The sequence below is a fragment of the Actinoplanes awajinensis subsp. mycoplanecinus genome (assembly GCF_001509495.1).
Classification (GTDB): Bacteria; Actinomycetota; Actinomycetes; order Mycobacteriales; family Micromonosporaceae; genus Actinoplanes; species Actinoplanes palleronii.
Map to the genome: position 1 here is coordinate 19,658 of NZ_LLZH01000275.1, position 23,011 is coordinate 42,668.

Annotated in this window: 23 protein-coding genes; 15 read left to right on the forward strand and 8 right to left on the reverse strand. The window is 71.8% G+C overall.

The genetic code is table 11. The features are described 5' to 3' along the window. The first annotated feature begins 32 nt into the window (after window positions 1-32). From hisG to ADL15_RS26270, 6 genes are all read left to right on the forward strand, one after another. On the forward strand, window positions 33-875 hold the full coding sequence (gene hisG, locus ADL15_RS26245; protein ID WP_067696628.1) for an ATP phosphoribosyltransferase: 843 nt from the start codon (window positions 33-35) through the stop codon (window positions 873-875). 2 nt (window positions 876-877) lie between these two features. Beyond that, window positions 878-1,336 (forward strand): PH domain-containing protein, encoded by a 459-nt coding sequence (locus ADL15_RS26250; protein ID WP_157441612.1) that lies wholly within the window; start codon window positions 878-880, stop codon window positions 1,334-1,336. 331 nt (window positions 1,337-1,667) lie between these two features. After that, the gene (gene infC, locus ADL15_RS26255) at window positions 1,668-2,285 is read left to right on the forward strand and encodes a translation initiation factor IF-3 (protein WP_067696634.1); all 618 of its coding nucleotides are present in this window, start codon (window positions 1,668-1,670) and stop codon (window positions 2,283-2,285) included. A gap of 57 nt (window positions 2,286-2,342) precedes the next feature. Further along, window positions 2,343-2,537, forward strand: coding sequence for a 50S ribosomal protein L35 (gene rpmI / locus ADL15_RS26260; RefSeq protein ID WP_067696637.1), 195 nt, complete (start codon window positions 2,343-2,345; stop codon window positions 2,535-2,537). Between the two features lie 38 nt (window positions 2,538-2,575). Then, window positions 2,576-2,968: a 50S ribosomal protein L20 gene (gene rplT, locus ADL15_RS26265; RefSeq protein ID WP_067696640.1), complete on the forward strand. Its 393-nt coding sequence runs from the start codon at window positions 2,576-2,578 to the stop codon at window positions 2,966-2,968. A 67-nt stretch (window positions 2,969-3,035) separates the two neighbouring features. Then, window positions 3,036-3,809: a TrmH family RNA methyltransferase gene (locus tag ADL15_RS26270; RefSeq protein ID WP_067696644.1), complete on the forward strand. Its 774-nt coding sequence runs from the start codon at window positions 3,036-3,038 to the stop codon at window positions 3,807-3,809. On the opposite strand, the gene ADL15_RS26275 is transcribed toward ADL15_RS26270, so the two are convergent. Next, window positions 3,789-4,166 carry a TolB family protein gene (locus tag ADL15_RS26275; RefSeq protein ID WP_157441608.1) on the reverse strand — a complete coding sequence of 126 codons (378 nt, stop codon included), beginning with the start codon at window positions 4,164-4,166 and terminating at the stop codon, window positions 3,789-3,791. The two genes, ADL15_RS26270 and ADL15_RS26275, sit on opposite strands and share 21 nt — an antisense overlap. A 110-nt stretch (window positions 4,167-4,276) precedes the next feature. Between ADL15_RS26275 and ADL15_RS26280 the strand changes: the two genes are divergently transcribed. The 3 genes from ADL15_RS26280 to pheT all read left to right on the forward strand — a co-directional run bounded on the left by ADL15_RS26280 (window position 4,277) and on the right by pheT (window position 8,301). Continuing rightward, the gene (locus ADL15_RS26280; RefSeq protein WP_067696647.1) at window positions 4,277-4,552 is read left to right on the forward strand and encodes a metallophosphoesterase family protein; all 276 of its coding nucleotides are present in this window, start codon (window positions 4,277-4,279) and stop codon (window positions 4,550-4,552) included. A gap of 205 nt (window positions 4,553-4,757) precedes the next feature. Continuing rightward, on the forward strand, window positions 4,758-5,819 hold the full coding sequence (pheS, locus tag ADL15_RS26285; protein ID WP_067696649.1) for a phenylalanine--tRNA ligase subunit alpha: 1,062 nt from the start codon (window positions 4,758-4,760) through the stop codon (window positions 5,817-5,819). A gap of 4 nt (window positions 5,820-5,823) precedes the next feature. Continuing rightward, window positions 5,824-8,301 (forward strand): phenylalanine--tRNA ligase subunit beta, encoded by a 2,478-nt coding sequence (pheT, locus tag ADL15_RS26290; RefSeq protein ID WP_067696654.1) that lies wholly within the window; start codon window positions 5,824-5,826, stop codon window positions 8,299-8,301. A gap of 337 nt (window positions 8,302-8,638) precedes the next feature. Here the strand turns inward: pheT and ADL15_RS53245 are convergent, their stop codons facing one another. From ADL15_RS53245 to ADL15_RS26310, 5 genes are all read right to left on the reverse strand, one after another. Beyond that, on the reverse strand, window positions 8,639-8,803 hold the full coding sequence (locus tag ADL15_RS53245; protein WP_157441609.1) for a hypothetical protein: 165 nt from the start codon (window positions 8,801-8,803) through the stop codon (window positions 8,639-8,641). A 149-nt stretch (window positions 8,804-8,952) separates the two neighbouring features. Beyond that, entirely contained in the window at window positions 8,953-9,258 is a 306-nt protein-coding gene (locus ADL15_RS26295) for a hypothetical protein (protein WP_067696657.1), read from the reverse strand. Between the two features lie 324 nt (window positions 9,259-9,582). Beyond that, entirely contained in the window at window positions 9,583-10,329 is a 747-nt protein-coding gene (locus ADL15_RS26300; protein WP_067696660.1) for a GNAT family N-acetyltransferase, read from the reverse strand. Window positions 10,330-10,468: 139 nt separating this feature from the next. Beyond that, complete coding sequence (locus ADL15_RS26305) at window positions 10,469-11,830, reverse strand: M20/M25/M40 family metallo-hydrolase (RefSeq protein WP_067696663.1); 1,362 nt, start codon at window positions 11,828-11,830, stop codon at window positions 10,469-10,471. Between the two features lie 42 nt (window positions 11,831-11,872). After that, the gene (locus tag ADL15_RS26310) at window positions 11,873-12,436 is read right to left on the reverse strand and encodes a TetR/AcrR family transcriptional regulator (RefSeq protein WP_067696666.1); all 564 of its coding nucleotides are present in this window, start codon (window positions 12,434-12,436) and stop codon (window positions 11,873-11,875) included. A 105-nt stretch (window positions 12,437-12,541) separates the two neighbouring features. On the opposite strand from ADL15_RS26310, the gene ADL15_RS26315 reads away from it, so the two are divergent. Continuing rightward, window positions 12,542-13,927, forward strand: coding sequence for an FAD-dependent monooxygenase (locus ADL15_RS26315; RefSeq protein ID WP_067696668.1), 1,386 nt, complete (start codon window positions 12,542-12,544; stop codon window positions 13,925-13,927). Here ADL15_RS26315 and ADL15_RS26320 read toward each other — a convergent pair. Together ADL15_RS26320 and ADL15_RS26325 are read right to left on the reverse strand one after the other, a co-directional pair. After that, on the reverse strand, window positions 13,924-14,625 hold the full coding sequence (locus ADL15_RS26320) for a SanA/YdcF family protein (RefSeq protein WP_083971748.1): 702 nt from the start codon (window positions 14,623-14,625) through the stop codon (window positions 13,924-13,926). The genes ADL15_RS26315 and ADL15_RS26320 overlap by 4 nt on opposite strands. A 242-nt stretch (window positions 14,626-14,867) precedes the next feature. Next, window positions 14,868-17,114, reverse strand: a complete 2,247-nt coding sequence (locus ADL15_RS26325; RefSeq protein WP_067696671.1) for an exo-beta-d-1,3/1,6-glucosidase — start codon at window positions 17,112-17,114, stop codon at window positions 14,868-14,870. A gap of 321 nt (window positions 17,115-17,435) precedes the next feature. Between ADL15_RS26325 and egtA the strand changes: the two genes are divergently transcribed. The 5 genes from egtA to ADL15_RS26350 all read left to right on the forward strand — a co-directional run bounded on the left by egtA (window position 17,436) and on the right by ADL15_RS26350 (window position 22,882). Further along, complete coding sequence (gene egtA / locus ADL15_RS26330) at window positions 17,436-18,713, forward strand: ergothioneine biosynthesis glutamate--cysteine ligase EgtA (protein ID WP_083971750.1); 1,278 nt, start codon at window positions 17,436-17,438, stop codon at window positions 18,711-18,713. After that, window positions 18,710-20,014 (forward strand): ergothioneine biosynthesis protein EgtB, encoded by a 1,305-nt coding sequence (egtB, locus tag ADL15_RS26335; protein WP_067696674.1) that lies wholly within the window; start codon window positions 18,710-18,712, stop codon window positions 20,012-20,014. Before egtA ends, egtB begins: the two co-directional genes overlap by 4 nt. Further along, a complete protein-coding gene (egtC, locus tag ADL15_RS26340) occupies window positions 20,014-20,763 on the forward strand; it encodes an ergothioneine biosynthesis protein EgtC (RefSeq protein WP_067696677.1) in 750 nt (249 codons plus the stop codon). Before egtB ends, egtC begins: the two co-directional genes overlap by 1 nt. After that, complete coding sequence (egtD, locus tag ADL15_RS26345) at window positions 20,760-21,731, forward strand: L-histidine N(alpha)-methyltransferase (protein ID WP_067696679.1); 972 nt, start codon at window positions 20,760-20,762, stop codon at window positions 21,729-21,731. The genes egtC and egtD overlap by 4 nt, the downstream gene beginning before the upstream one ends. 101 nt (window positions 21,732-21,832) lie before the next feature. After that, on the forward strand, window positions 21,833-22,882 hold the full coding sequence (locus tag ADL15_RS26350; RefSeq protein WP_067696682.1) for a hypothetical protein: 1,050 nt from the start codon (window positions 21,833-21,835) through the stop codon (window positions 22,880-22,882). Window positions 22,883-23,011 lie beyond the last annotated feature (129 nt).

Genomic DNA, 23,011 nt, shown 5'->3' on the forward strand with positions numbered 1-23,011 from the left:
CTATCCGTCCATCAGAACGAAGGAGCACGTCAATGCTGCGCATCGCCATTCCGAACAAGGGGACCCTCTCCGGGCCGGCATCACAGATGTTGCGGGACGCCGGCTATCGCCAGCGTTCCGACCCCAAGGACCTGGCCTGCCGTGACGAGGGCAACAACGTCGAGTTCTTCTACCTGCGGCCCCGGGACATCGCGACCTACGTCGGTTCGGGTGACCTGGATCTCGGGATCACCGGTCGCGACCTGCTCGTCGACTCCGGGGTGCCGGCCGCCGAGCTGCTCGACCTGAACTTCGGCGGTGCCACGTTCCGCTGGGCCGCCCCGGCCGGGACCCTGACCTCGGTCGACCAGCTCGGTGGCAAGCGGATCGCCACCGCGTTCCCCGGCCTGGTCGGCCAGTACCTGGACGAGCACGAGCTGAAGGCCGAAGTGGTCCGCCTGGACGGCGCGGTCGAGAACGCGGTCCGGCTCGGTGTCGCCGACCTGATCGCCGACGTGGTGGAGACCGGCGCCACGCTGCGCCAGGCCGGTCTGGTCACGCTCGGCGAGCCGCTGATGCGCTCGTCGGCGATCCTGATCGGCCGCCAGGCGGAGCCGCCGGCCGGCGCCGCCCAGCTGCTGCGCCGGCTCAACGGGGTGCTGGTGGCACGCAACTTCGTGATGCTCGCCTACGACGTCCGCGCCGACCTGCTGGAGCAGGCCACCGGGCTGACCCCGGGCATCGAGTCGCCGACCGTGTCGCCGCTGCACCGGGAGGGCTGGGTCGCCGTGCAGGCGATGGTCCAGCGCAGCCAGGTGCACCGGGTGATGGACGAGCTGTACGAGCTCGGCGCGCGTGCGATCCTGGTAACCGATATCGCCAACTGCAGGTTGTGATGATGGCTGACGTGATTTTTCGCCCGCAGAAGATCCGCTGGGTGGCCGGCACGCTCGCGCTCGGCGTGGTCGTGCTGTTCACCGTGCTCAGCTTCGGCCTGCACGGGCAGGGCGGTTTCGAGAACGCCGGGCAGGTCGGATCGGGCAGCTTCCAGCGCGGTGACCAGGCCGCCATGGTCGGTCTGGGCGTCCTGATCGGCCTCGGCATCCTGGCGTTCTGCCGGCCCAGGGTCACCGCTGACGACCAGGGTGTGCACGTGCGCAACGTGGTCGGCGGCTACGACCTGCCGTGGGCGGTGGTCCGCGCCGTGCGGTTCGACCGCAACTCGCCGTGGGCGCAGCTCGAGCTGCTGGACGACGAGCAGGTGTCGATCCACGCGCTGCAGGCGGTCGACAAGGACTACGCGGTGGACGGAGTGCGGAGCCTCCGGGCCCTGCACCAGGCCTCCCACGAGGCCTGATAGACTAGCGGGCAGTCGACCACGCCATGCGTTGCTCTTGATCTTCTGAGAGCCCAGCACGGCGCGAAAGAGGAGCCCGCTGGTTCCCACCCGAGTCATTGACTATGACCGGGTCCGGTCAGCCGTACAGGGAATTTTTCCTGTCCGGGGCGCGTCCTCCCTTTGGACGCCGATGACCGGTCGAGCGGGCCTCGGCATGCGCGGAAACGTGCGGCCGAGGTCTTCTGCTTTCCCGGCCGTTCCTGCCCATGCGGGGACGGTGACTCGGGGCCGACCGACATTGGCAGAAGTAGGTACGTTCTGAGGAGGCCCCATCAGCGTCGAACCACGCGTGAACGAACAGATCAGGGCTCGCGAAGTCCGTCTGGTCGGCCCTGAGGGTGAGCAGGTCGGCATTGTGCCGGTCGAGCGCGCCCTGCAGCTGGCTGCGGACGTAGACCTGGATCTGGTCGAGGTTGCTCCGATGGCGCGGCCGCCGGTGTGCAAGCTCATGGACTTCGGCAAGTTCAAGTACGAGAGCGCACTGAAGGCCCGCGAAGCGCGGCGCAACCAGCAGCAGACCGTCATCAAGGAAATGAAGCTTCGGCCGAAGATCGACCCGCACGACTACGAGACCAAAAAGGGTCACGTGGTGCGGTTCCTCAAGGCGGGCGACAAGGTCAAGGTGACGATCATGTTCCGCGGCCGTGAGCAGAGCCGCCCCGAGTTGGGTTTCCGGCTGTTGCGCCGGCTCAGCGAGGAGATCTCCGAGCTCGGATTCGTGGAAGCGAGCCCGAAGCAGGACGGTCGAAACATGATCATGGTGCTGGCACCGCACCGGGCCACCAAGGCCGCCGCGGTCGCCGCTGTCGCGGCCGGCGCGAAGCCCGCCCGGGAGCCGCGCGAGGGCGACGACGGCACCGAGGTTCCGTCGGCCGAGCCTGCCGACACCCCAGCAGCAGTAGAGTAGTCAGCTTTTCCGCGCGTCCCCCGGGCGCGCGGAAAGATCAGAAAGAGGCGTTTTAAAGTGCCGAAGATGAAGAGCCACACCGGCATGGGTAAGCGGGTGAAGGTCACCGGCAAGGGCAAGATCGTGCGCGAGCTGACCGGTAAGCGTCACCTGCTGGAGCACAAGTCCTCCCACGTTACCCGTCGGATGACCGGCACTGTCACGGTGGCCAAGGTCGACATTCCGCGAGTGAAGAAGCTTCTGGGTCGCTGACGCGAGCCTGACACGTTCCCCTGTAAGGAGTCCTTGAAATGGCACGCGTCAAGCGGGCGGTAAACGCCCAGAAGAAGCGCCGCACTCTGCTCGAGACCGCGAGCGGTTACCGCGGTCAGCGCTCTCGCCTGTACCGGAAGGCCAAGGAGCAGGTACTGCACTCGATGCAGTACGCCTACCGTGACCGCCGTGACCGGAAGGGCGACTTCCGTCAGCTCTGGATCACGCGCATCAACGCGGCCTCCCGGGCCAACGGCATGACCTACAACCGTCTCATCCAGGGTCTGAAGCTGGCTGAGGTGGAGGTCGACCGCAAGATCCTGGCTGAGCTCGCGGTCAACGACGCTGTCGCGTTCGCGGCCATCGTCGAGATCGCTCGCGCGGCCGTTCAGGCCGAGGGCATCGGCGGCGCTGCCGCTCAGGCTGCCTGAGTTTCTGCTTTCCGGAGACGCCCCCCGAGGAATCGGGGGGCGTTTCCCATTCCCGGAGTCGGAGCCGATGTTCACACCGCGTACCCCGAGAATCGTCACGGCCCGGCGCCTGCAGCGCCGTAAGGACCGCGACCAGGCCCGGCGGTTCCTCGCCGAAGGGCCGCAGGCCGTCCGGGAGGCCCTCGCCGCCGGCGTCGTGCTGGAGCTGTTCGGCACCCCGGCCGGGCTGGAGCGGCACGCCGACCTGGCCGCGCAGGCGCCGGAGGTCTCCCCGGTCACCGACGAGGCCCTGGCCGCGCTCACCGACACCGTCCACCCGCAGGGGCTGGTCGCGCTCTGCGAGCAGGTGGACGTGCCGATCGGCGAGGTGCTGGCGAAACAGCCGAAACTGATCGCGGTGCTCGCCGAGATCCGGGACCCGGGTAACGCCGGGACCGTGCTGCGCACGGCCGACGCCGCCGGCGCCGACGCGGTCATCTTCGCGGGAGACGCCGTCGATCCCTACAACGGCAAATGTGTACGGGCGTCCGCCGGCTCGCTGTTCCACCTCGACGTGGTCCGCGCCTCGCTCGATGTGCTCGACCTGCTGCAGAACTCCGGCCTGCAGGTGCTCGCCACCAGTGGCACCGGCGAGGACGACGTGGACTCGCTGCTGGACGGCGGGCTGCTGGCCGCGCCGACCGCGTGGCTGTTCGGTTCCGAGGCGCACGGGCTGCCGGGTGAGCTGATCGCGGCCGCCGACCGCCGGGTCCGGGTGCCGATCTACGGCGGCGCCGAGAGCCTCAACCTGGCCGCCGCCGCTGCCGTGTGCCTGTATTCGTCAGCTCGCGCCCAGCGCTGAGGGTGATTCTGCTCCCGGGATGAGCAACTGGGACGGGCCCGAGCCGTCGGCGGGCACGGTCCACACGTCCGGGCTGCCGTCGCTGTGCCGCAGCGTGTAGGCCAGCGTCGAGTCGTCCAGCCAGGCGGCCTGGTCGTCCACGCTGGCCGGTTCCGCGGTCGCGGTGACCCGCAGGGTGGCCAGGTCCAGCACCGAGAGGCGCCAGCCGCGCAGCGGGTCGCCGCCGATCGCCTGCTTGAACGCGACCCGGGTCCCGTCCGGGGACAGCGACGGGCACTCGACGTTCGTGGCCAGCGTCACCACGGCCCGTTTCGCGAAGTCGCCGCGGACCAGGTAGCGCTGCCCGCCGGTGGACATGGTGGCGTAGAAGACGTTGTCACCACCCGCTGTTCACGTCCAGTTCGAACCACGCCCCGTCCACCGGGACCCGGCCGCTCTACCAGGCGCTCTACGACTACAACGCGGACGTGGTGCTCTGGGGCCACAACCACGTCTACGAGCGCTTCGACCCGATGAACCCGAGCGGCGCGCTGGACACCGCCCGCGGTCTGCGTACCTGGGTGGCCGGGATGGGCGGCGCCGACCACTACAACTTCGGCACCATCCAGCCGAACAGTGCGGCCCGCAACAACAACACGTTCGGCGTTCTCAAGTTCACCCTGCACGCCGGATCGTACGATTGGCAGTTCGTGCCGGTCGCCGGCAAGACCTACACCGACAGCGGCACCGCCGGCTGCCACTGAGCCGATATCTCTCGGCGGGGCCCAGCAGCGTGCCGGTATGCTGGGCCCCATGTCAGGACTGAGGTCACTGTTTATCCGGCCCGCTGGTCGCGGGCGCCGGGTCTGACACTTTCCTGCGCGACTCCCGTGACCGGTGGGCTGCGGCTCAGCCGTGCCTCCGTACACTGCCCGATGGCTCATCCGGTGTGAGGGAGTTCGCCCGACCATGTCCTACCGCAACGATCCGTACGATCCGAAACAGGCCGTCCTGCTCGCGCCCGAGGCGCTGGAAGCCGCCGTCGCCGACGCCGAGAAGGCGTTCGCGCAGGCCGCCGACCTCGACGCGCTCGCCGCGCTGAAGTCCGCGCACCTCGGCGACCGCTCGCAGATCTCGCTGGCCCGCCGGGAGATCGGCTCGCTGCCCCCGGCCGCGAAGTCCGACGCCGGCAAGCGGGTCAACATCGCCCGTCAGGCCGTCCAGGCGGCGTACGACGCCCGCCTCGCCGAGCTCGAAGCCGACCAGGCCGCCCGGGTGCTGCTCGAGGAGCGGGTCGACGTCACCCTCCCGGTCGCCCGCCGCCCGCGCGGCGCCCGGCACCCGATGACCACGCTGATGGAGCACATGAGCGACATCTTCATCGGGATGGGCTACGACATCATCGACGGTCCCCAGCTCGAGCTGGAGTGGGCCAACTTCGACGCGCTCAACATCGGCCCGGACAACCCGGTGCGCGGTGCCTCCGACACGTTCTTCGTCGACGTGCCCGGCCTGGTGATGCGGACGCACACGTCGCCCGGCCAGGTGCGCACCATGCTCGACCGGCAGCCGCCGATCTACGTGGTCAGCCCGGGCCGGGTCTACCGGACCGACGAGCTGGACGCCACGCACAGCCCGGTCTTCCACCAGATCGAGGGTCTGGTCATCGACGAGGGCATCACGATGGCCCACCTGCGCGGCACGCTCGACCACTTCGCCAAGGCGATGTTCGGCGCGGACGCGAAGACCCGCTGGCGGCCGCACTACTTCCCGTTCACCGAGCCGTCCGGCGAGTTCGACGTCTGGTTCGCCGAGCACCGCGACGGCCCGCGCTGGGTCGAGTGGGGTGGCTGCGGCATGGTCAACCCGCGCGTGCTGGTGGCCTGCGGCATCGACCCGGAGAAGTACTCCGGCTTCGCGTTCGGCATGGGCGTGGACCGCACCCTGATGTTCCGCAACGGGGTGAGCGACATGCGCGACATGGTCGAGGGCGACGTGCGCTTCACCACGAACTTCGGAATGGAGGCCTGAGGACATGAAGACGTCACTGTCGTGGCTCCGCGAATACGTCGAGCTGCCCGCGGACCTCTCCGCGACCCGCCTCGACGAGGCGCTGACCAACCTCGGCATGGAGGTCGAGTCGATCGTCGACCAGGCCGCCACCATCCTCGGTGACCTGGTCGTCGGCCGGGTCCTGACGATCGAGGAACTGACCGGCTTCAAGAAGCCGATCCGGTTCTGCACGGTCGACGTGGGGCGCGACGCACCGCAGGAGATCGTTTGCGGTGCCCGCAACTTCGCCGAAGGCGATCTGGTGGTCACGATCCTGCCCGGCGGCGAGCTTCCCGGTGGTTTCAAGATCGGAGCCCGCAAGACGTACGGGCGGAACTCGCACGGGATGATCTGCTCGTCGGCCGAGCTCGGGCTCTCCGGCGACCACGACGGCATCATCGTGCTGCCGGCCGGCTCGGCCACGCCGGGTGTCGACGCGCGCCCGGTGGTCGGGCTGGACGAGATCCTGGTCGAGGTGGAGATCACCCCCGACCGCGGTTACGAGATGAGCGTCCGCGGCATCGCCCGGGAGCTGGCCACCCACTTCGGTGTGCCGTTCACCGACCCGGCCGCTGCCCAGGCCGTCCCGGCGACCCCGGACGCGCCGTACGCCGTCACGATCGAGGACACCGTCGGGTGTGACCGGTTCTCGGCGCGCGTGGTGCGCGGCATCGACCCGGCGGCCCCGTCGCCGGCCTGGATGCAGCGCCGCCTGATCGCGTCCGGCATCCGGGCCATCTCGCTGCCGGTCGACATCACCAACTACCTGATGCTCGAGTTCGGTCAGCCGATGCACGTCTTCGACCTGCAGCGGCTCAGCGGCGGCCTGCTGGTGCGCCGCGCCCACCCGGGCGAGAAGCTGACCACCCTGGACGGCGTCGCCCGTGTGCTGGACGCCGAGGACATGGTGATCTGCGACGAGACCGGGCCGATCTCGCTTGCCGCCGTGATGGGCGGGGAGACCAGCGAGTGGCAGCAGGGCACCGTCGACGTGCTCCTCGAGGCCGCGCACTGGGACCCGGTGATGGTCGGCCGGACCGCGCGCCGCCACAAGCTGTTCAGCGAGGCCGCCAAGCGCTGGGAGCGCGGTGTCGACCCGCAGCTGACCCTGGCCGCGCTGGAACGGGCCGTCGCGATCCTGATCGAGCACGCCGGCGGTACCGCCGACGAGCGGATCCTCGACATCGACCATGTCGCCGCGCCGGCCGTCATCACGCTGCCGGCCGAGGCGCCCGCGCAGCTGATCGGGCTGCCGTACACGTCGGCCAAGGTCGCCGAGCTGCTCACCGCGGTGGGCTGCGCGGTGACCGGCGTCGAGGTGCTCGAGGTCGTGCCGCCGAGCTGGCGTCCCGACCTGCAGGCACCGGTCGACCTGATCGAGGAGGTGGCCCGGCTCGGCGGCTACAACGAGATCCCGAGCCTGCTGCCCCGGGCCGTCGCCAGCAACGGGCTCACCCCGGGCCAGCGCCGCCGCCGTTCGATCGGCCGGGCGATGGCCGAGAACGGGTACGTCGAGGTGCTGTCCTACCCGTTCGTCGCCCCGGGCACCGCGGACCAGCTCGGGCTGCCCGTCGACGACCCGCGGCGCAGCGCGGTACGGCTGACCAACCCGCTCTCCGAGGAGGAACCGCTGCTGCGGACCACCCTGCTCGGGCCGCTGCTCGGCACGCTCAAGCGCAACCTGGGCCGGGGCCGCCGCGACGTCGCCCTCTACGAGACCGGCACGGTGTTCCTGCCGCACCTGTCCGCGGGCGCCCCGCCGGCGCTGGGTGTCGACCGGCGGCCGACCGACGAGGAGTGGGCACAGGCCAACGCGATCGTGCCGGAGCAGCCGTGGCACCTCGCCGCGGTGCTGGCCGGTGACATCGAACCGGCCGGTTGGTGGGGCGCGGGTCGCGCGGCCGGCTGGGCGGACGCCATCGAGGCGGCCCGGACCGCACTCAGCGCGGCCGGTGTCCCGGCCGTCCGGGTGACGGTGCGCGCGGCCGAGCAGGCGCCGTGGCACCCGGGCCGGTGCGCCGCGATCCTGGTCGGCGACACCGTGATCGGGTACGCCGGCGAGCTGCACCCGGCCGTGCTCTCCGCCCTCGACCTGCCCAAGCGCACCAGCGCCATGGAGATCGACCTGGACGTCCTGCCGGACGCCCCGGTGGTGGACGCTCCGTACATCTCCACGTTCCCGCCCGCGCTGATCGACGTGGCGCTGGTGCTGGACCGCGCGGTCCCGGCCGGCGAGGTGCAGACCGCGCTGGCCGAGGGCGCGGGGGAGCTGCTGGAGTCGGTCGCGCTCTTCGACGTGTACGAGTCGGAGCAGCTCGGCGAGGGGAAGCGGTCGCTGGCCTACAAGCTGACGTTCCGCGCTCCGGACCGCACGCTGACCTCGGAGGAGACGATCACCGCCCGCGACGCCGCGGTGGCGGTCACGGCGTCCCGCTTCGGCGCCGTCCTGCGCGGCGCCTGACCATCCCTGGAGAAGGGCCCGCGGCGACTTGCCGCGGGCCCTTCCTCATGTCCAGCCGCGCGGACGCACGCGATGTCCGCGTTCCGCACGGCCGCAGCGCGTGTTGCGACCTCGGCTGGTGCTCAGGGGTGTCTCGGACGGGTTGAGGCACCCCTGAGCACCAGCCGGGATCGGGAGCCGCGTTGCGGTCCGGGGTGGGGCGGGCCTGGCGAGGGTGACCAAGAGCTACACCTGTGAGGCGCGCAGCGATCGGGAGTGGGTGCGGCGTGGCGTGGAGACCCGGGACCTGCTTGCTGCGGTTGTCCGGGGTCGAGGTCGTACCGTAAAGGGGTTGGGGTCAGCGGACCCGGCCGCTTTCCGCGCTGAGGCGGGTCAGCGAGCGGTCGGCGAGGATCAGGACCAGCAGCAGGGCGGCGACCGCGATCAGGAACCAGGCGACGTCGTGCAGGCCCGCGGTGTCGGCGCCGTGGCGGAAGAACGCGCCGTAGGCCGCGGAGGCCACCAGCCGGCCCCGACCCGCGCCTGACTGACCCAGATCAGCCCCTGCGCGAAACGCCACGCCCCACCGGCCGGATCACTGGCCAACGCCGGCCCCGCGGCCGCGGGTGAAGGAGACGACGGTTGGCGTCGCTTGAAGAACATGCCCGCACGCTAACCAGCGGGTGTGACAATTTCCCGGAGCAGCAGCCTGGCCTGCGGCCGCTCGCCCGGATCGAGCCGCGCGCACCCGGCCTCCACCAGCTCCCACGGCCCCGCCGCCAGCGCAGTGTCGATCACCCCGCGGATCTCGTCGACCAGATCCGGCGCGGCGGCGAACAGCACCCGCAGCCGATCACCGTCCGGCGACACGGTGGTCCGGTGCGGTGTCGCCCCGCCGAGCGCTGACGTGACCACCGCGCCCGGGTCGGCGCCGTGGGCGCGCTGGAGGATCGCGTGGTGCGCGTAGACCTGCCGCATGGCTGCCCCTTCGCCCGTCGACGGCGTGTCCGCCGAGTGTCCGACGGCGTGTCCGCAGCCAACGGTAGCCCGCGTTCACCGGCGGTCGTTGCGCCGGCGGATCAGGACGACGGAACCCGCGACCACCAGGAGGGCGGGGAGGATGAGTCCCCACATCAGCCATCCGTTCATGCGAGCCAGAGTGCCGCCCCGGAGTCCACCACGGCTCATCCCGGCCGGGTGAAAGGCCCGCCGTTTGAAAAGGGGCCGCCGTTTGAAAAGGGGCCACCGGTTGAGAAGGGGCCGCCGGGTGAAAGGGCCGCCGGCGCCGGCGGCCCGTCCCGCTCAGTACTTGGCGATGTAGAGGCGCTTCCCGGCGGCCCGGTAGCCGACCCGCTCGTACACCCGCCAGGAGTCCTCGCCGGAAGCCTCCAGCCAGGCCAGATCGACCCCCGCCGCGAAGAGCCGGCTGGTGATCGCCGCGGTGATCGCGCCACCGAGGCCGGCGCGGCGGAACGGTTCGCCGACCGCGATCCCGGCGACCTCGCTGACCCCGTCACTCGGGGCTGTCGAGGTGCCGCCGCCGGCGTACCGGCCGTCGGCCGCCTGGGCGGTGATCTGGACCGCGCCGTGGTCCTGGTTGCGGCGATAGCGCGCCACGTCGTCCGGGGTGGCCGAGGCGGGACCGCCGAACGCCTGGTTCTGTGCGGCGATCATGCCGGTCAGGTCGTCGTCGGTGACCGGTGCGAAGACCCGGAAGCCGTCCGGCACGGGCGGTGTGGCCAGCGAGGACGGCGTGCAGACCAGGTACTCGTTCCGGGCCTCGACCGCAAAACCCGCGTCGAGCAGCAGCTTCTCCAGGTCGGGGGCGCAGCTGGTGACGTACTCCAGGCGGGGCGGGCGTCCGCCGAACGCCGTGACCAGGTCCGCGACGTCGTCCGAGGTGATCGCCGCGCCGGGCAGCGGTGTCGCGTAGTTGATGTGCGGGCTGTCGGTGCCGTGGTCCAGGCCGAGCACGAACGGACCGGCTTGCACGGCGTCCGGGCGGGTGCGGAGGTTGGCGACGACAGCGTTCTGGATACGCAGATCCATGGTGAGGTGAAACCTTTCGAGTGTTCTACAAGAAGGAAGACCGAAGCGTGGGGGTGGACACCGTGGTCATCACTGGCTTCATTCCTTCGAGCACTCGAGGATCGCCCATTCTGGGTGATCTCGCCGGAATGCTAACGCATCACGCGGCGGGCCGGGGGGCGGCTGCCGGGCTGCGGTGCCCGCCGGTGTCCACCGCCCGTACGCCGAATTGGACGTTGTCCTTGGACACGTCCACCGTGACCGCGCCGACCTTGCCGACCGGCAGCACGTCGGTCCAGTCCGGCGCGGTCGTCTCCCGCCAGACCACCTCATACCCGGCCAGGTCGGGCTCGGTGCCGACGGTCCAGCGCAGCGTGGTCTGGTTGGTCAGCTGGGTGGTGTCGACGACCACGCCCTTCGGGGTGCCGGGCGCGGTCGCCAGCGACCACAGCGTGGCGGCGTTGACCTTGGCGACCCGGGCGATGTAGTCGAAGTCGCAGAACTCGACGAGGTCGCCGTACTGCACGCCGTCGACCACCCGGACGTCCTGGTGCTCGTGGGCGAAGTTCTCCCGCGGCTCGGTGAACCGGGCCGCCGGGTAGCCGCGCAGCAGGAACGACACGTGGTCGCTGCCGCGCAGGTAGCGGTCGCGGCGCCAGACCACCCGGACGTCGGTTCCGGCGGGCTCGACCTCCTTGACGAACCGGCCCAGTTGCCGTGAAGGGCCGTCGTTCTCCCCGCCGATGCTCCTGCGCGTGGTCGCCTCGGCCGCCGTCTCCGCGGTCGGCACCCCTTCGACGAAGAGCCGCACCGTGCGGTGGTCGGGCCGGGTGCCGTCGTGCGCGTCACCGGTGCCGACGATGTCGTTGCTGAACATCGCCTGGATGTCGGCGCCCGCGTTCTGGTAGACCTGCGCCATGTGGTCGGAGCCGTAGAGCCCCTGCTCCTCACCGGCCACGGCGGCGAAGACCAGGGTGGCCTCCGGCTCACGACCGGCCAGCACCCGGGCCAGTTCCAGCACGACAGCGACTCCGGAGGCGTCGTCGTCGGCGCCCGGCGCGTCGCTGGTGAAGTCGAGCACGTCGGTGGCCCGGGAGTCGTAGTGGCCGGTCACCACGTAGATCCGCTCCGGGGTGACGCTGCCGCGCAGAGTGGCGATCACGTTGGTGATCACGGTCGGCGTGGGCACGCGCGGGGAGACCGGCTGGGTGAAGGACTGCAACTCGACGGTCATCCGGCCGCCGGACGTCGCCGCGTACGCGGTGAGCTGCTGGTGGATCCAGTCGCGGGCGGCGCCGATCCCGCGTACCGGATCGGTCTGTGACGACAGGGTGTGCCGGGTGCCGAAAGCGGCGAGCCTCCGCACCACGGCTTCGATCCGGTGGGGGTCGATCTCGCGCAGGATCGCCTTCAGCGTGGGGTCCGGCGGGCGCCGGCGCGGGCCGGCCGCCTGCGCGGCCCGCGCCGGCGCGGCAAGTGATGCCGCGGCCGCGGCGGAGAGGAGGCTACGCCGACTCGTCATGCCTGACACTGTGGTCCACTCTGGTTCAGATGTCCACGTCCGTCAATGTCCCGGGGTGTCGTGCAGGTACCGCTGGACGGTCGGCGCGAGCCAGGCGACCGCCGCGTCCCGGTCGAGCGCGACGATCGGCGGCAGCCGCAGCACGAACCGGCACAGCGCGAAGCCCAGGATCTGGGTGGCGATCAGGCCGGCCCGGGTGGCGGCGGTGGCCGGGTCGGGTGCCAGCCGGGCGGCGACCGGGCCGACCTGGGCCGCGAAGATCGTGCGCATCCGCTCGGCGGCGGCCTCGTGGCTGACCGCGGCCCGGATCAGCGCGAGCAGGGTCTCGTCGCCGGCCCAGCGGTCGAGGAAGTGCTCCACCAGCACGGCGCCGTGCCGGTCGGCGGGGACCAGGGCCATGTCCGGCAGGCGCAGGTCGAACTCGGCGGCCGCGGCGAACAGCTTCTCCTTGTTGCCGTAATAGCGCATCACCAGGGACGGGTCGATGTTCGCGTCGGCGGCGATGGCCCGGATGGTGGCCCGCTCGAACCCATCGGCGGCGAACCGCTCGCGTGCGGCGGTCAGGATCGCGGCCCGGGTGCCGTCCGAGCGGCGTGGCGCTGTCATGGTCCCAACCTATGTCAACGGGCGTTGGTCAACAAGTGTTGACTCGATCTCGCCGGGATGCCTATCGTTGTCAACAAGTGTTGGCAAACGAGTCGAGGAGTAGTCATGCACACCACCGTGGCGATCGTCGGAGCCGGGCCGACCGGTCTGCTCCTGGCCGGTGACCTGGCCCAGGCCGGGGTTCAGGTGACCGTTTTCGAGCAGCGTTCCGGCGCGTCCGGTCTGACCCGGGCGTTCGGCGTGCACGCCCGCACCCTCGAGGTGCTCGACGCACGCGGGCTGGCCGGCGAGCTGATCGAGACCGGGGCCAAGGTGCAGCGGCTGCGGCTGTTCAACCGGATCCGGGTCGATCTGGCCGGTCTGCCGTCGCGGTTCCCGTACCTGCTGATCACCCCGCAGTACCACGTCGAGCGGCTCCTCGAGCAGCGCGCGGAGAAGGCCGGGGCGCAGATCGTCAGGGGCGCCACGCTGACCGGGCTCGATCAGAGCGCCGACACGGTCACCCTGCACCTGGGCGCGGAGACCGTCACCGCCGACTGGGTGATCGGCGCGGACGGTGTGCACAGCGCGGTCCGCCAGGCGGTCGGCCTGCCCTTCCCCGGGCAGTCGGTGCTCACCTCGATCATGCTGGCCGACGTCCGGCTGGCCACCCCGCCGGAGGACGTGCTCGCGGTCAACGCGGTCGGCGACGCGTTCGCGTTCGTCGCCCCGTTCGGCGACGGGTGGTATCGGATCTTCGCGTGGGACCGCCGCAAGCAGGTCGGCGACGCCGAGCCGGTGACCCTCGACGAGATCCGCGCGGTCACCCGGCGGGCGCTCGGCACCGACTTCGGGGTCACCGAGAGCCGCTGGATGTCCCGTTTCCACAGCGACGAGCGACAGGTGCCGAGCTACCGGTCCGGCCGGGTGTTCCTGGCCGGCGACGCGGCGCACGTGCACTCGCCGGCCGGTGGGCAGGGCATGAACACCGGCTTGCAGGACGCCGCGAACCTGTCCTGGAAGCTCGCCGCGACCGTCCACGGCTGGGCGCCGGCCGGGCTGCTCGACACGTACCAGGCCGAACGCCACCCGGTCGGCAAGTTGGTCCTGCGCAGCAGCGGCACGCTGATCCGGCTCGCGATGATCCGTTCCACGGCGGGCCGCCGGACCCGCGACACGATCGGCTCCGCGCTGATGTCCCTGCCGCCGGTGATGCGCCGGGCCGCCGGCATCCTCTCCGGCGTCGGCATCGACTACCCGGACGCCCCGCGCGCCGCGGATCGGGAGCTGCGCGACGGAACACGCCTCTACGAGGCGCTGCGCGAGGGACGGCACGTCCTGCTCACCGACGATCAAAACCAGACAGGGTACGACGATCGTCTGCACCTGGCCCGGCCCCTGACGCCGTCCCGCCGAGCCACCCTGATCCGCCCGGACGGGTACGTCGCCTGGGAGGGCGCTGCCGCGCAGACCCCGACCGCGCTGCGCCGTCTCCTGGGCCCGCCCGATTAGCCCTTCGCGATCGCGGCCTCCACGCCGGTCTCGTGCGGGCCCAGGAAGATCGGGTCCCGGCCGGTGGCGGCGTCCCAACCGGCCTTCACCGCGGCCGCCCACTCCCGGACCTCGCCCCGCGCCCACATCGGCTTGAAGACCCGCGCGGTGTCGTCACCGACCCCGGTGGCGTCGATGCCCATCGCCCGGCACAGCGCCACCGCCCGCGGCACGTGGAACGACTGGCTGACCACGATCGCCTGCCGCACCCCGAAGATCTTGCTGGCCCGCGAGCACGAGTCGTAGGTGTCGAACCCGGCGTGGTCCATCACGATCCGGTCGGCGGGCACCCCGCGCGCGACCAGCCAGACCAGCATCGCGCCGGGCTCGTCGTACTTCCACTCGGCGTGATCACCGGAGACCAGGATCGCCTTGACCTTGCCGGCCTCGTAGAGCTGCCGGGCGATGTCCAGCCGCGCGGCCAGGAACGCCGACGGCTCACCGGGCGGGTCCACCTGCGCGCCCAGCACCAGAGCCACCGGCGCGTCCGGCACGTCGGCGATCGAGTAGACGTGACCGGCCGCGGCCCGATCGACCCAGAGGTTGGCGGCCGCCACGGTCGCGACCGTCAGCACCGTGCCGAGACCACCCGCGACGACCAGGCGGCGAAACCAGCGGGACCGGCCGAGCCGGCCGAGGGAAACCTTGCGCACCAGCACACTCTGGCAGCCCCCGACAAGATCCTCGTCCCGCCTTCGTGCCAACGGCAAACCCCTTTCCGGTACGAGATACCGAGCGCTCGTCCGCAGGCGACGAGCCGCGTCCCGTGGTGGCCTCGCGCGACACCGTCCCGGCACCGGGCCGCCGCGCGGCGCACTGTCACCGGCTGGCTCCCAGGGGTGTCTCGACGGTCGTGAGGCACCCCCGGGAGCCAGCCGGTGACCGGGACTCGCGCTGCGGGTCAGCTGATCCGGAACTTGGCGGACTGCAGGGCGGAGAGCCGCGAGTTCGGGCCGACCAGCAGCTCGAAGTCGCCGGGCTCGACCACCCGGCGGCAGTCCGCGTCGACCAGGGTGCACTCGGCGGCCGGGATCTCGATCTCCACGGTCACGCTCTCGCCGGCCGGCACGGTCACCTGCCGGTAGCCCTTCAGCTCCCGGCTCGCCCAGGTCACGCTGGTGACCAGGTCGCTGACGTACGCCTGGACGGTCTCCAGCGCCGGCCGCGTCCCGGTGTTCGACAGCCGCACGGTCGCCCGCACCACCCCGTCGGCCGGGACGTCCGGCTCGCCGATGGTCAGGCCGTCGTAGACCACGGTGGTGTAGCTGAGCCCCTCGCCGAACGCGAACAGCGGGTCCTGGGTCAGGTCGGCGTACCGGGTGCCGTGCTGGCCGCGCAGCTGGTTGTAGTAGACCGGCTGCTGGCCGACGTGCCGGGCGGCCGAGATCGGCAGGCGGCCGCTCGGCTCGATCGCGCCGAGCAGCAGCTCGGTGAGGGCCTGACCGCCGCGCATACCCGGGTTGAAGGTCTGCACGATCGCGGCCGCGCCGAGCGCCGACGGCGGGAGCGCCAGCGGCTTCGAGTTGACCAGCACGACGATCATCGGGGTGCCGGTCGCGGCCACCGCGTCGAGCAGCGCGATCTGCCCGCCGAGCAGCTCCAGGGTGGCGGTCGAGCAGCCCTCGCCGGTCAGGTTGACGGTGTCGCCGACCACCACGACGGCGTAGTCGGACTCGGCGGCCAGGTGCGCCGCCGCCGCGATCCGGGCCGGGTCGACCGGTGCCGACTCGGAGATCGGCGGCCGGGGCTGGCCGTCCGGGAACGTCTCACCCTCCGGGTCCGGCACCAGGCGCTCGACGTCGGCGCCGCGCTCGTACGTGACGGTCCAGCCGTCCGGCACCCCGGCGCGGAGGCCGTCCAGCACCGTGGCAGTCAGCTCGCGCGGGTGGCCGTCCGGCATCCAGCCGACCTGGCCGGAGTTGCCGGCCCAGTCGCCGAGCTGTGCGGAGACGTCGTCGGCGTTCGGGCCGAGCACGGCGATCCGGCGGGCGCCGGCGGCCGGGTCGATCGGCAGCGTGCCGTCGTTGCGCAGCAGCACCAGCGAGCGGCGGGCGATCTCCAGGTTCAGGTCCACGTGCTCGGCGCAGCCGATCACCTCGCGCTGGCGGTCGGCGTCCGGGGTGCGCGGGTTCTCGAACAGGCCGAGCTCGAACTTCAGGCGCAGGATCCGGCGGGCCGCCGCGTCGATGTCGGACTCGGCCAGGATGCCGCGCTGGACGGCCTCCTGTGCGCCCTCGAAGAACGCCGGGGTGGTCATCACCAGGTCGTTGCCGGCCTTGACGGCGAGGGCCGAGGCCTCCGCGTAGTCGGCGCAGACCTTCTGTTCCCAGACCATCCGGCCGACGTTGTCCCAGTCGGTGATCAGCGTGCCGGTGAAGCCCCACTCCTGCTTCAGCACGTCGTTGAGCAGCCACTTGTTCGCCGTGATCGGCACGCCGTCCATCGACTGGTAACCGAGCATGAAGACCTGGCAACCCTCCTTGGCGGCCCGCTCGAACGGCGGCAGGAACCAGGAGCGCAGCTTGCGCCGGCTGATGTCGGCCTCGCTGGCGTCCCGGCCGCCCTGGGTCTCGGAGTACCCGGCGAAGTGCTTGGCGGTGGCCAGGATGCCGGTCGGGTCGGTCAGGCCCCGGCCCTGGTATCCACGGATCATCGCGGCGCCGAGGTCGCTGATCAGCAGCGGGTCCTCGCCGAAAGTCTCGTCGACCCGGCCCCAGCGCAGATCCCGGGCGATGCACAGCACCGGCGAGAAGGTCTGGTGGATGCCGGTCGCGGAGACCTCGACCGCAGTGGCCCTCGCCACTCGTTCGAGCAGCTCCGGGTCCCAGGTGGCGGCCATCGCGAGCTGGCTCGGGAAGATCGTCGCACCCGGCCAGAACGAGTGGCCGTGGATGCAGTCCTCGGCCGTGAGGAGCGGAATTTTCAGCCGGGTGCGGGCCAGCAGCTCGCTCGCCTCGATCAGCTTGGCCGGCGAGGTGTGCAGGATCGATCCGGCCAGTTTGTCGTGAATGATCTCGGCCAGGTCCTGCCGGGCGTCGAGCTGCAGCATCTGGCCGACCTTCTCGGCCAGTGTCATGCGGCTGAGCAGGTCGTCCACCCGCCGCTCGACCTCGATAGAAGGGTCCAGATAGGGGAAGTCTGCGGGCACGCGGGCCTCCGGTCGTCATGACCGCAAAGCACGGTCTCCCAAACGCGAACGTGTCGGAGTCTTCCAGTCCGGAACCGGTTCCGGCACCCCGGGTCGGTTCCGGAACTTTTAGATCCCCCGAACGGTCGCCGCGCGGCCGGTCCGGCGGCATCGTGGAAGTCGCGGCTCGTTCGACGTCCGGGCGAGGTGCGGCTGACGTTCTAACGAACGTTCAGGTTCGGGGTGGGCGGATCCGGGCTATGCCGGTAAGGTCCGAAGAGCGGCAAACACATCGGAGTTCTTCGATTACCTAGGGTGATCGTCCGGACGTCGAGGGGGAACATGAGCACCACCGATCGAGTCCTTCGGGGCGTGGCGGAGGCGATCGAGCACATCGAGGGGATCTGCTTCAAGACCGGGCCACCCCGATGGATCGGCGCCGAGCTGGAATGGACCACACACCGTGCCGGTGACCCGGCCGCCTACCTGCGGCCCGAGGAGCTGAGCGCCGCACTCGGCGGGCACACGCCCGCCAGCCTCGGCAACCCGGAGCCGCGACCACTGCCCGGCGGAGGCCCAGTCACCGTCGAACCCGGTGGCCAGGTCGAGATCTCCTCCGCACCGGCGGAATCCCTCACCGCCCTGCACGCCGCCGTGACCGCCGATCACACCGCACTCACCGAGCTGCTCGCCCGGGGCGGGATCGAGCTGGGGGACCACGGGATCGACCCGCACCGGGCGCCGCGCCGGATCCTCGACACCCCGCGTTACGCGGCCATGGAACACGCCTTCGACGAGGCCGGCCGCACCATGATGGGCAGCACCGCGGGCCTGCAGGTCTGCCTGGACGCCGGTGAGGGCGCCGCGGTCGCCAGCCGGTGGGCCGCGGTGCACGAGTTCGGGCCGCCGCTGGTGGCGCTGTTCGCGAACTCGCCCCGGCACGCCGGCCGGGACACCGGGTGGGCCTCCGCCCGGATGGCCGCCTGGTACGGCATCGACCGCCGGCGTACCGCCCCGGCCTACGTGCCGTCCGGGCGCGACGACCCGGCCCGGGACTGGGCCCGGTACGCCCTGGACGCGCCGCTGCTCTGCGTACGCCGGGACAGCGGGGACTGGACCGCGCCGGCCGGGCTCACCTTCGCCGGCTGGATCACGACCGGCCGGCTCGGTGCCGAGGACCGGCCGCCCACCGTGGCCGACCTGGACTACCACCTGAACACCCTGTTCCCGCCGGTACGCCCGCGCGGCTACCTCGAGGTCCGCTACCTGGACACCCAGCCGGGTGAGGAGTGGATCGCGCCGGTCGCGGCGGTCGCGGCGCTGTTCGCCGACGACACCGTCACCGACCGGGGGCGGGAGATCGCCGCGCCGGCCGCTGACCGGTGGCTCCCGGCCGCCCGCGACGGGTTGCGTGACCCGGTCGTCCGGGCCGCCGCCACCGGGCTGGCCGAGCTGGCCTGCCGGAATCTGGACCGGACCGGGCTGCCCGAGGCGGTCCGCGACCGGGTCTCCGGGGTGCTGTCCCGGCGGCTCCGGTCGTACCCGGAAATTCCGAAGCGGACCGCGAGCGGACCGCTCGACCGTTACCCGGCGCCCAGCGTGGAAGGAACCGCACGGTGACCCCCGACAAGAATCAGATCGCGGCCCTGCTCGACCGGAGCCGCGCGCGCACCGCCCTGCTCACCGACGCGGTGGACGACGACGAGCTGGGCCGGCAGCACTCGCCGCTGATGTCGCCGCTGGTCTGGGACCTGGCGCACGTCGGCAACCAGGAGGAGCTCTGGCTGGTCCGGGACGTCGGCGGGCGCGAACCGGTCCGGGAGGACATCGACCACCTCTACGACGCGTTCAAGCACGCCCGCAAGGACCGCCCGGCGCTGCCGCTGCTCGACCCGGCCGAGGCCCGCCGCTACCTCGCGCAGGTCCGGGCCAAGGCCCTGGACGTGCTCGACCGGGTACGCCTGGTCGACGAGCAGCCGCTGCTCGCCGGTGGCTTCGCGTTCGGGATGATCGTGCAGCACGAGCAGCAGCACGACGAGACCATGCTCGCGACCCACCAGCTGCGGACCGGCGCCCCGGTGCTGTCGGCGCCGCCCGCGCCGCCGGGTGACCGCCGGATCCGCGGTGAGGTGCTGATCCCGGGCGGCGCGTTCACGATGGGCACCGACACCGACCCGTGGGCGCTGGACAACGAACGGCCGGCGCACGCCGTCGACGTCCCGGCGTTCCTGATCGACCGGGCGCCGGTGACCAACGGCGAATACCTGGCGTTCATCGACGCCGGCGGCTACGACGAGCCGCGCTGGTGGTCCACCCGGGGCTGGGAGCACCGCAACAACGCCGGGCTGACCGCGCCGTTGCACTGGTTGCAGGCCGAGGGCGGCTGGCATTACCGGCGGTTCGGGCGCGTCGAGGCGGTGCAGGCCGACGAGCCGGTGGTGCACGTCTGCTTCTTCGAGGCCGAGGCGTACGCGTCCTGGGCCGGCAAACGCCTGCCGACCGAGGCCGAGTGGGAGAAGGCGGCCCGCTGGGACCCGGAGACCGGCCGGTCCCGGCGCTTCCCGTGGGGTGACGAGGCGCCCGGCCCGGAGCACGCCAACCTGGGGCAGCGGCACCTCACCCCGGCGGCGGTCGGCGCGTACCCGGCCGGCGCGTCCCCGCTCGGCGTGCACCAGCTGATGGGTGACGTCTGGGAGTGGACGTCGTCGGAGTTCCATCCGCACCCCGGGTTCCGGGTGTTCCCGTACGCGGAGTACTCCGAGGTCTTCTTCGGCGGGGACTACCGGGTGCTGCGCGGTGGCTCGTTCGGCACCGACGGGTCCGCGGTGCGGGGCACGTTCCGCAACTGGGACCACCCGATCCGCCGGCAGATCTTCAGCGGCTTCCGCTGCGCCCGCGACCTCGCACCGGAGCTCGCCTGATGTGTCGGCACCTGGCCTACCTCGGGCCGGCCGTGACCCTGGCCGAGTTGCTGCTCGACCCGCCGCACGCGCTGGCCCACCAGGCCTGGGCGCCGCGGGACATGCGCGGCGGCGGCACCATCAACGCGGACGGTTTCGGGGTCGGCTGGTTCCCGCACGGGTCCGCCGCGCCGATCCGCTACCGCAGCGCCATGCCGATCTGGAGTGACGCCGCGCTGCCCGCGCTGGCCGCCGCGACCACGTCCGGCGCGGTGCTGGCGGCGGTCCGCTCGGCCACCGCCGGGATGCCGGTAGTGGAGACCGCGGCCGCGCCGTTCGCCGACGGCCGCTGGCTGTTCAGCCACAACGGCGTGGTGCGCGGCTACCCCGGCACGCTCGCCGGGCTCGCCGCCGACCTGCCGATCGAGGACCTGCTGACCCTCGACGCGCCGACCGACGCGGCGGCGCTGTTCGCCCTGGTCCGCCACCAGCTGCGGGCCGGGAAGCCGGCCGCCGAGGTGCTCGCCTCGGTGGTCCGCGAGACGTTGCGGGCCGCGCCCGGCTCCCGGCTCAACCTGCTGCTCACCGACGGTGAACAGATCACCGCGACGACCGCCGGGCACGCACTCTCGGTGCGGGCGGCCGGCGGTGCCGTGCTCGTCGCGTCCGAGCCGCTGGACGCGCACCCGGCCTGGCAGCCGGTACCGGACCACCACCTGTTGATCGCCACCCGGGCGGACATCGACGTCACCCCCTTAGGAGCACTGTGACCTCTCTGGAGAAGCACCTCGACGAGCGTGACCTGGCCCGATCGTTGCGCGCGGACGTGCGCGACGGGCTCACCGCCACGCCCAAACGGTTGCCACCCAAGTGGTTCTACGACGCGCGGGGCAGCCGGCTCTTCGAGGACATCACCCGGCTGCCGGAGTACTACCCGACCCGTACCGAGCGGCTGATCCTGACCGAGAACGCCGCCGAGATCGCCCGGATCACCGACGCCAAGACCCTTGTCGAGCTCGGTTCCGGCTCGTCGGAGAAGACCCGGCTGCTGCTCGACGCGATGTTGTCCCGGGGGACGCTCGGTTCGTTCGTACCGCTGGACGTGTCCGAATCTGCCCTGGTCGAGGCGGTGCAGTCGCTCGGCGTCGCCTACCCCGGGCTGAGCATCTCCGGCGTGGTCGGCGATCTGACCCGCCACCTGCGGCACCTGCCCGACGGCGACAACCGGGTGGTGGCGTTCCTGGGTGGCACGATCGGCAACCTGGTGCCCGAGGAGCGCACCGCGTTCCTGACCGATCTGCACGCGGCGCTGCACCCGGGCGAGTGGCTGCTCGTCGGCGCCGACCAGGTCAAGGATCCCGGCACGCTGGTGCCGGCCTACGACGACGCGGCCGGTGTGACGGCCGAGTTCAACAAGAACGTGCTCCACGTGATCAACAGGGAGCTGCGGGCCGATTTTGATCCGCTCGCGTTCGAGCACGCCGCGGTCTGGGACCCGGACCGAGAGTGGATCGAGATGCGGCTGCGCTCGGTGCGCGACCAGACCGTGCAGATCAAGGACCTGAACCTCACCGTGCCGTTCGCGGCCGGCGAGGAGATGCGCACCGAGGTCTCCGCGAAATTCCGCCGCGACGGCCTGACCGCGGAACTCGCCGCGTCGGGCTTCGCCCTCCGTCACTGGTGGACCGACCCGCAGGGCTGGTTCGGCGTCGCGCTGGCCCAGGCCGTCCAGATCTAACACCTTTTCCCGTACGGCCGCAGCACGCCGTGTCCGGCTCTGATCAGTCAGACCGGTTTTCCGTACGAGCGCGGCGTGCGCGGCCGTGGTGGGATGGGCCGATGAGGTTCGAGCATCCGGAACGGCGGGGGTGGCGAGACCACCGGGCGGAACTGCGGAGCGCGCTGACCGGCGAGCAGCTCCCGATGATCGGGTTGCCGGGTACGGCGGGCGGGTGGATCGCCGGCTGGGACACCTCGGCCGACGTGCTGACCTCGGTGACCGTCAAGTACGGCGAGCCGGACTCGTGGCTGTCGGTGGAGACCGCCGTCGCGTCGTCGGGGTCCTCACTGCGGGAGACGCTGGAGGAGCAGCTGCGGCTGGCCGGGGTCCGCTTCGCCGACGTCACCTGGGACGAGTCGGAGGCGGCGGTCACCGTCGACGGGCGTTCACTGACCGCCCAGGTGCTGCACGCCGGCGAGGACTGGTGGGCGGCCCGGGTGGTCCTCGGCGCCACCGCGGTGGCGCAGCTCGCCCCGGAGTTCCGCAGCGCGCCACCGGCCGCCGGTCAGGTGGGGCTGGCGGTGGGGCTGCTGGCGTACCGGAAAGGGTTTGAACCGCGGCTCGGCGCCCTGCCGCCCGGTGAGATCGCGGAGATGCTGAACGCGCCGATGCCGGACCTGGAGCGATGGGCGCCGTCGCGACCGGTGGCCGGCCCGGCCCTGCCCGACGGGGAACCGCACCGGGTGCTCGTCGACATCGTGCTGCAGCAGGCGATCGAGCAGCAGACCTGGATGGCGGAGGGCGGCCCGATGCCGCAGCTGCCGGCCTCCTGGGGCTCGCTCTGGACCTCGGTGGTCAAGCGCCAGTCCGACCTGGCCGGCCAGTCCGAGGATGCCGCGCAGAGCGCCGTGTCGGACATGTTGTCGCAGCTCGCCGCGCTGCAGCGGGAAGCGGCCTGGTTCCGCGAGGACACCGCCCTGCGCCACCGCGCGATCAGCGAGACGCTGCTGTTCGTGACCGGCCTCGCGACGGACGTGCCCAGCCGCCCGGCCCAGGAGGCCTGGCGCGAACGCCAGGGCACCCGCATCCCGACCACCCGCCCGGACGCCGTCCTCGCCGCCGGCGACCACTGGCTGACCGCCTGGACCACCTGGACCACCCACCCCTGACCCGCAGTCCCGCCCCCACGCCGGGCCCGCCGCCGCCGGTCCCGCCCGTTGCGCGCGTCCCGGCCTTGGCTGGTTCTCGGGGGTGTCTCGCGCCCGCTTTGACACCCCTCAGGACCAGCCGGTTCCGGG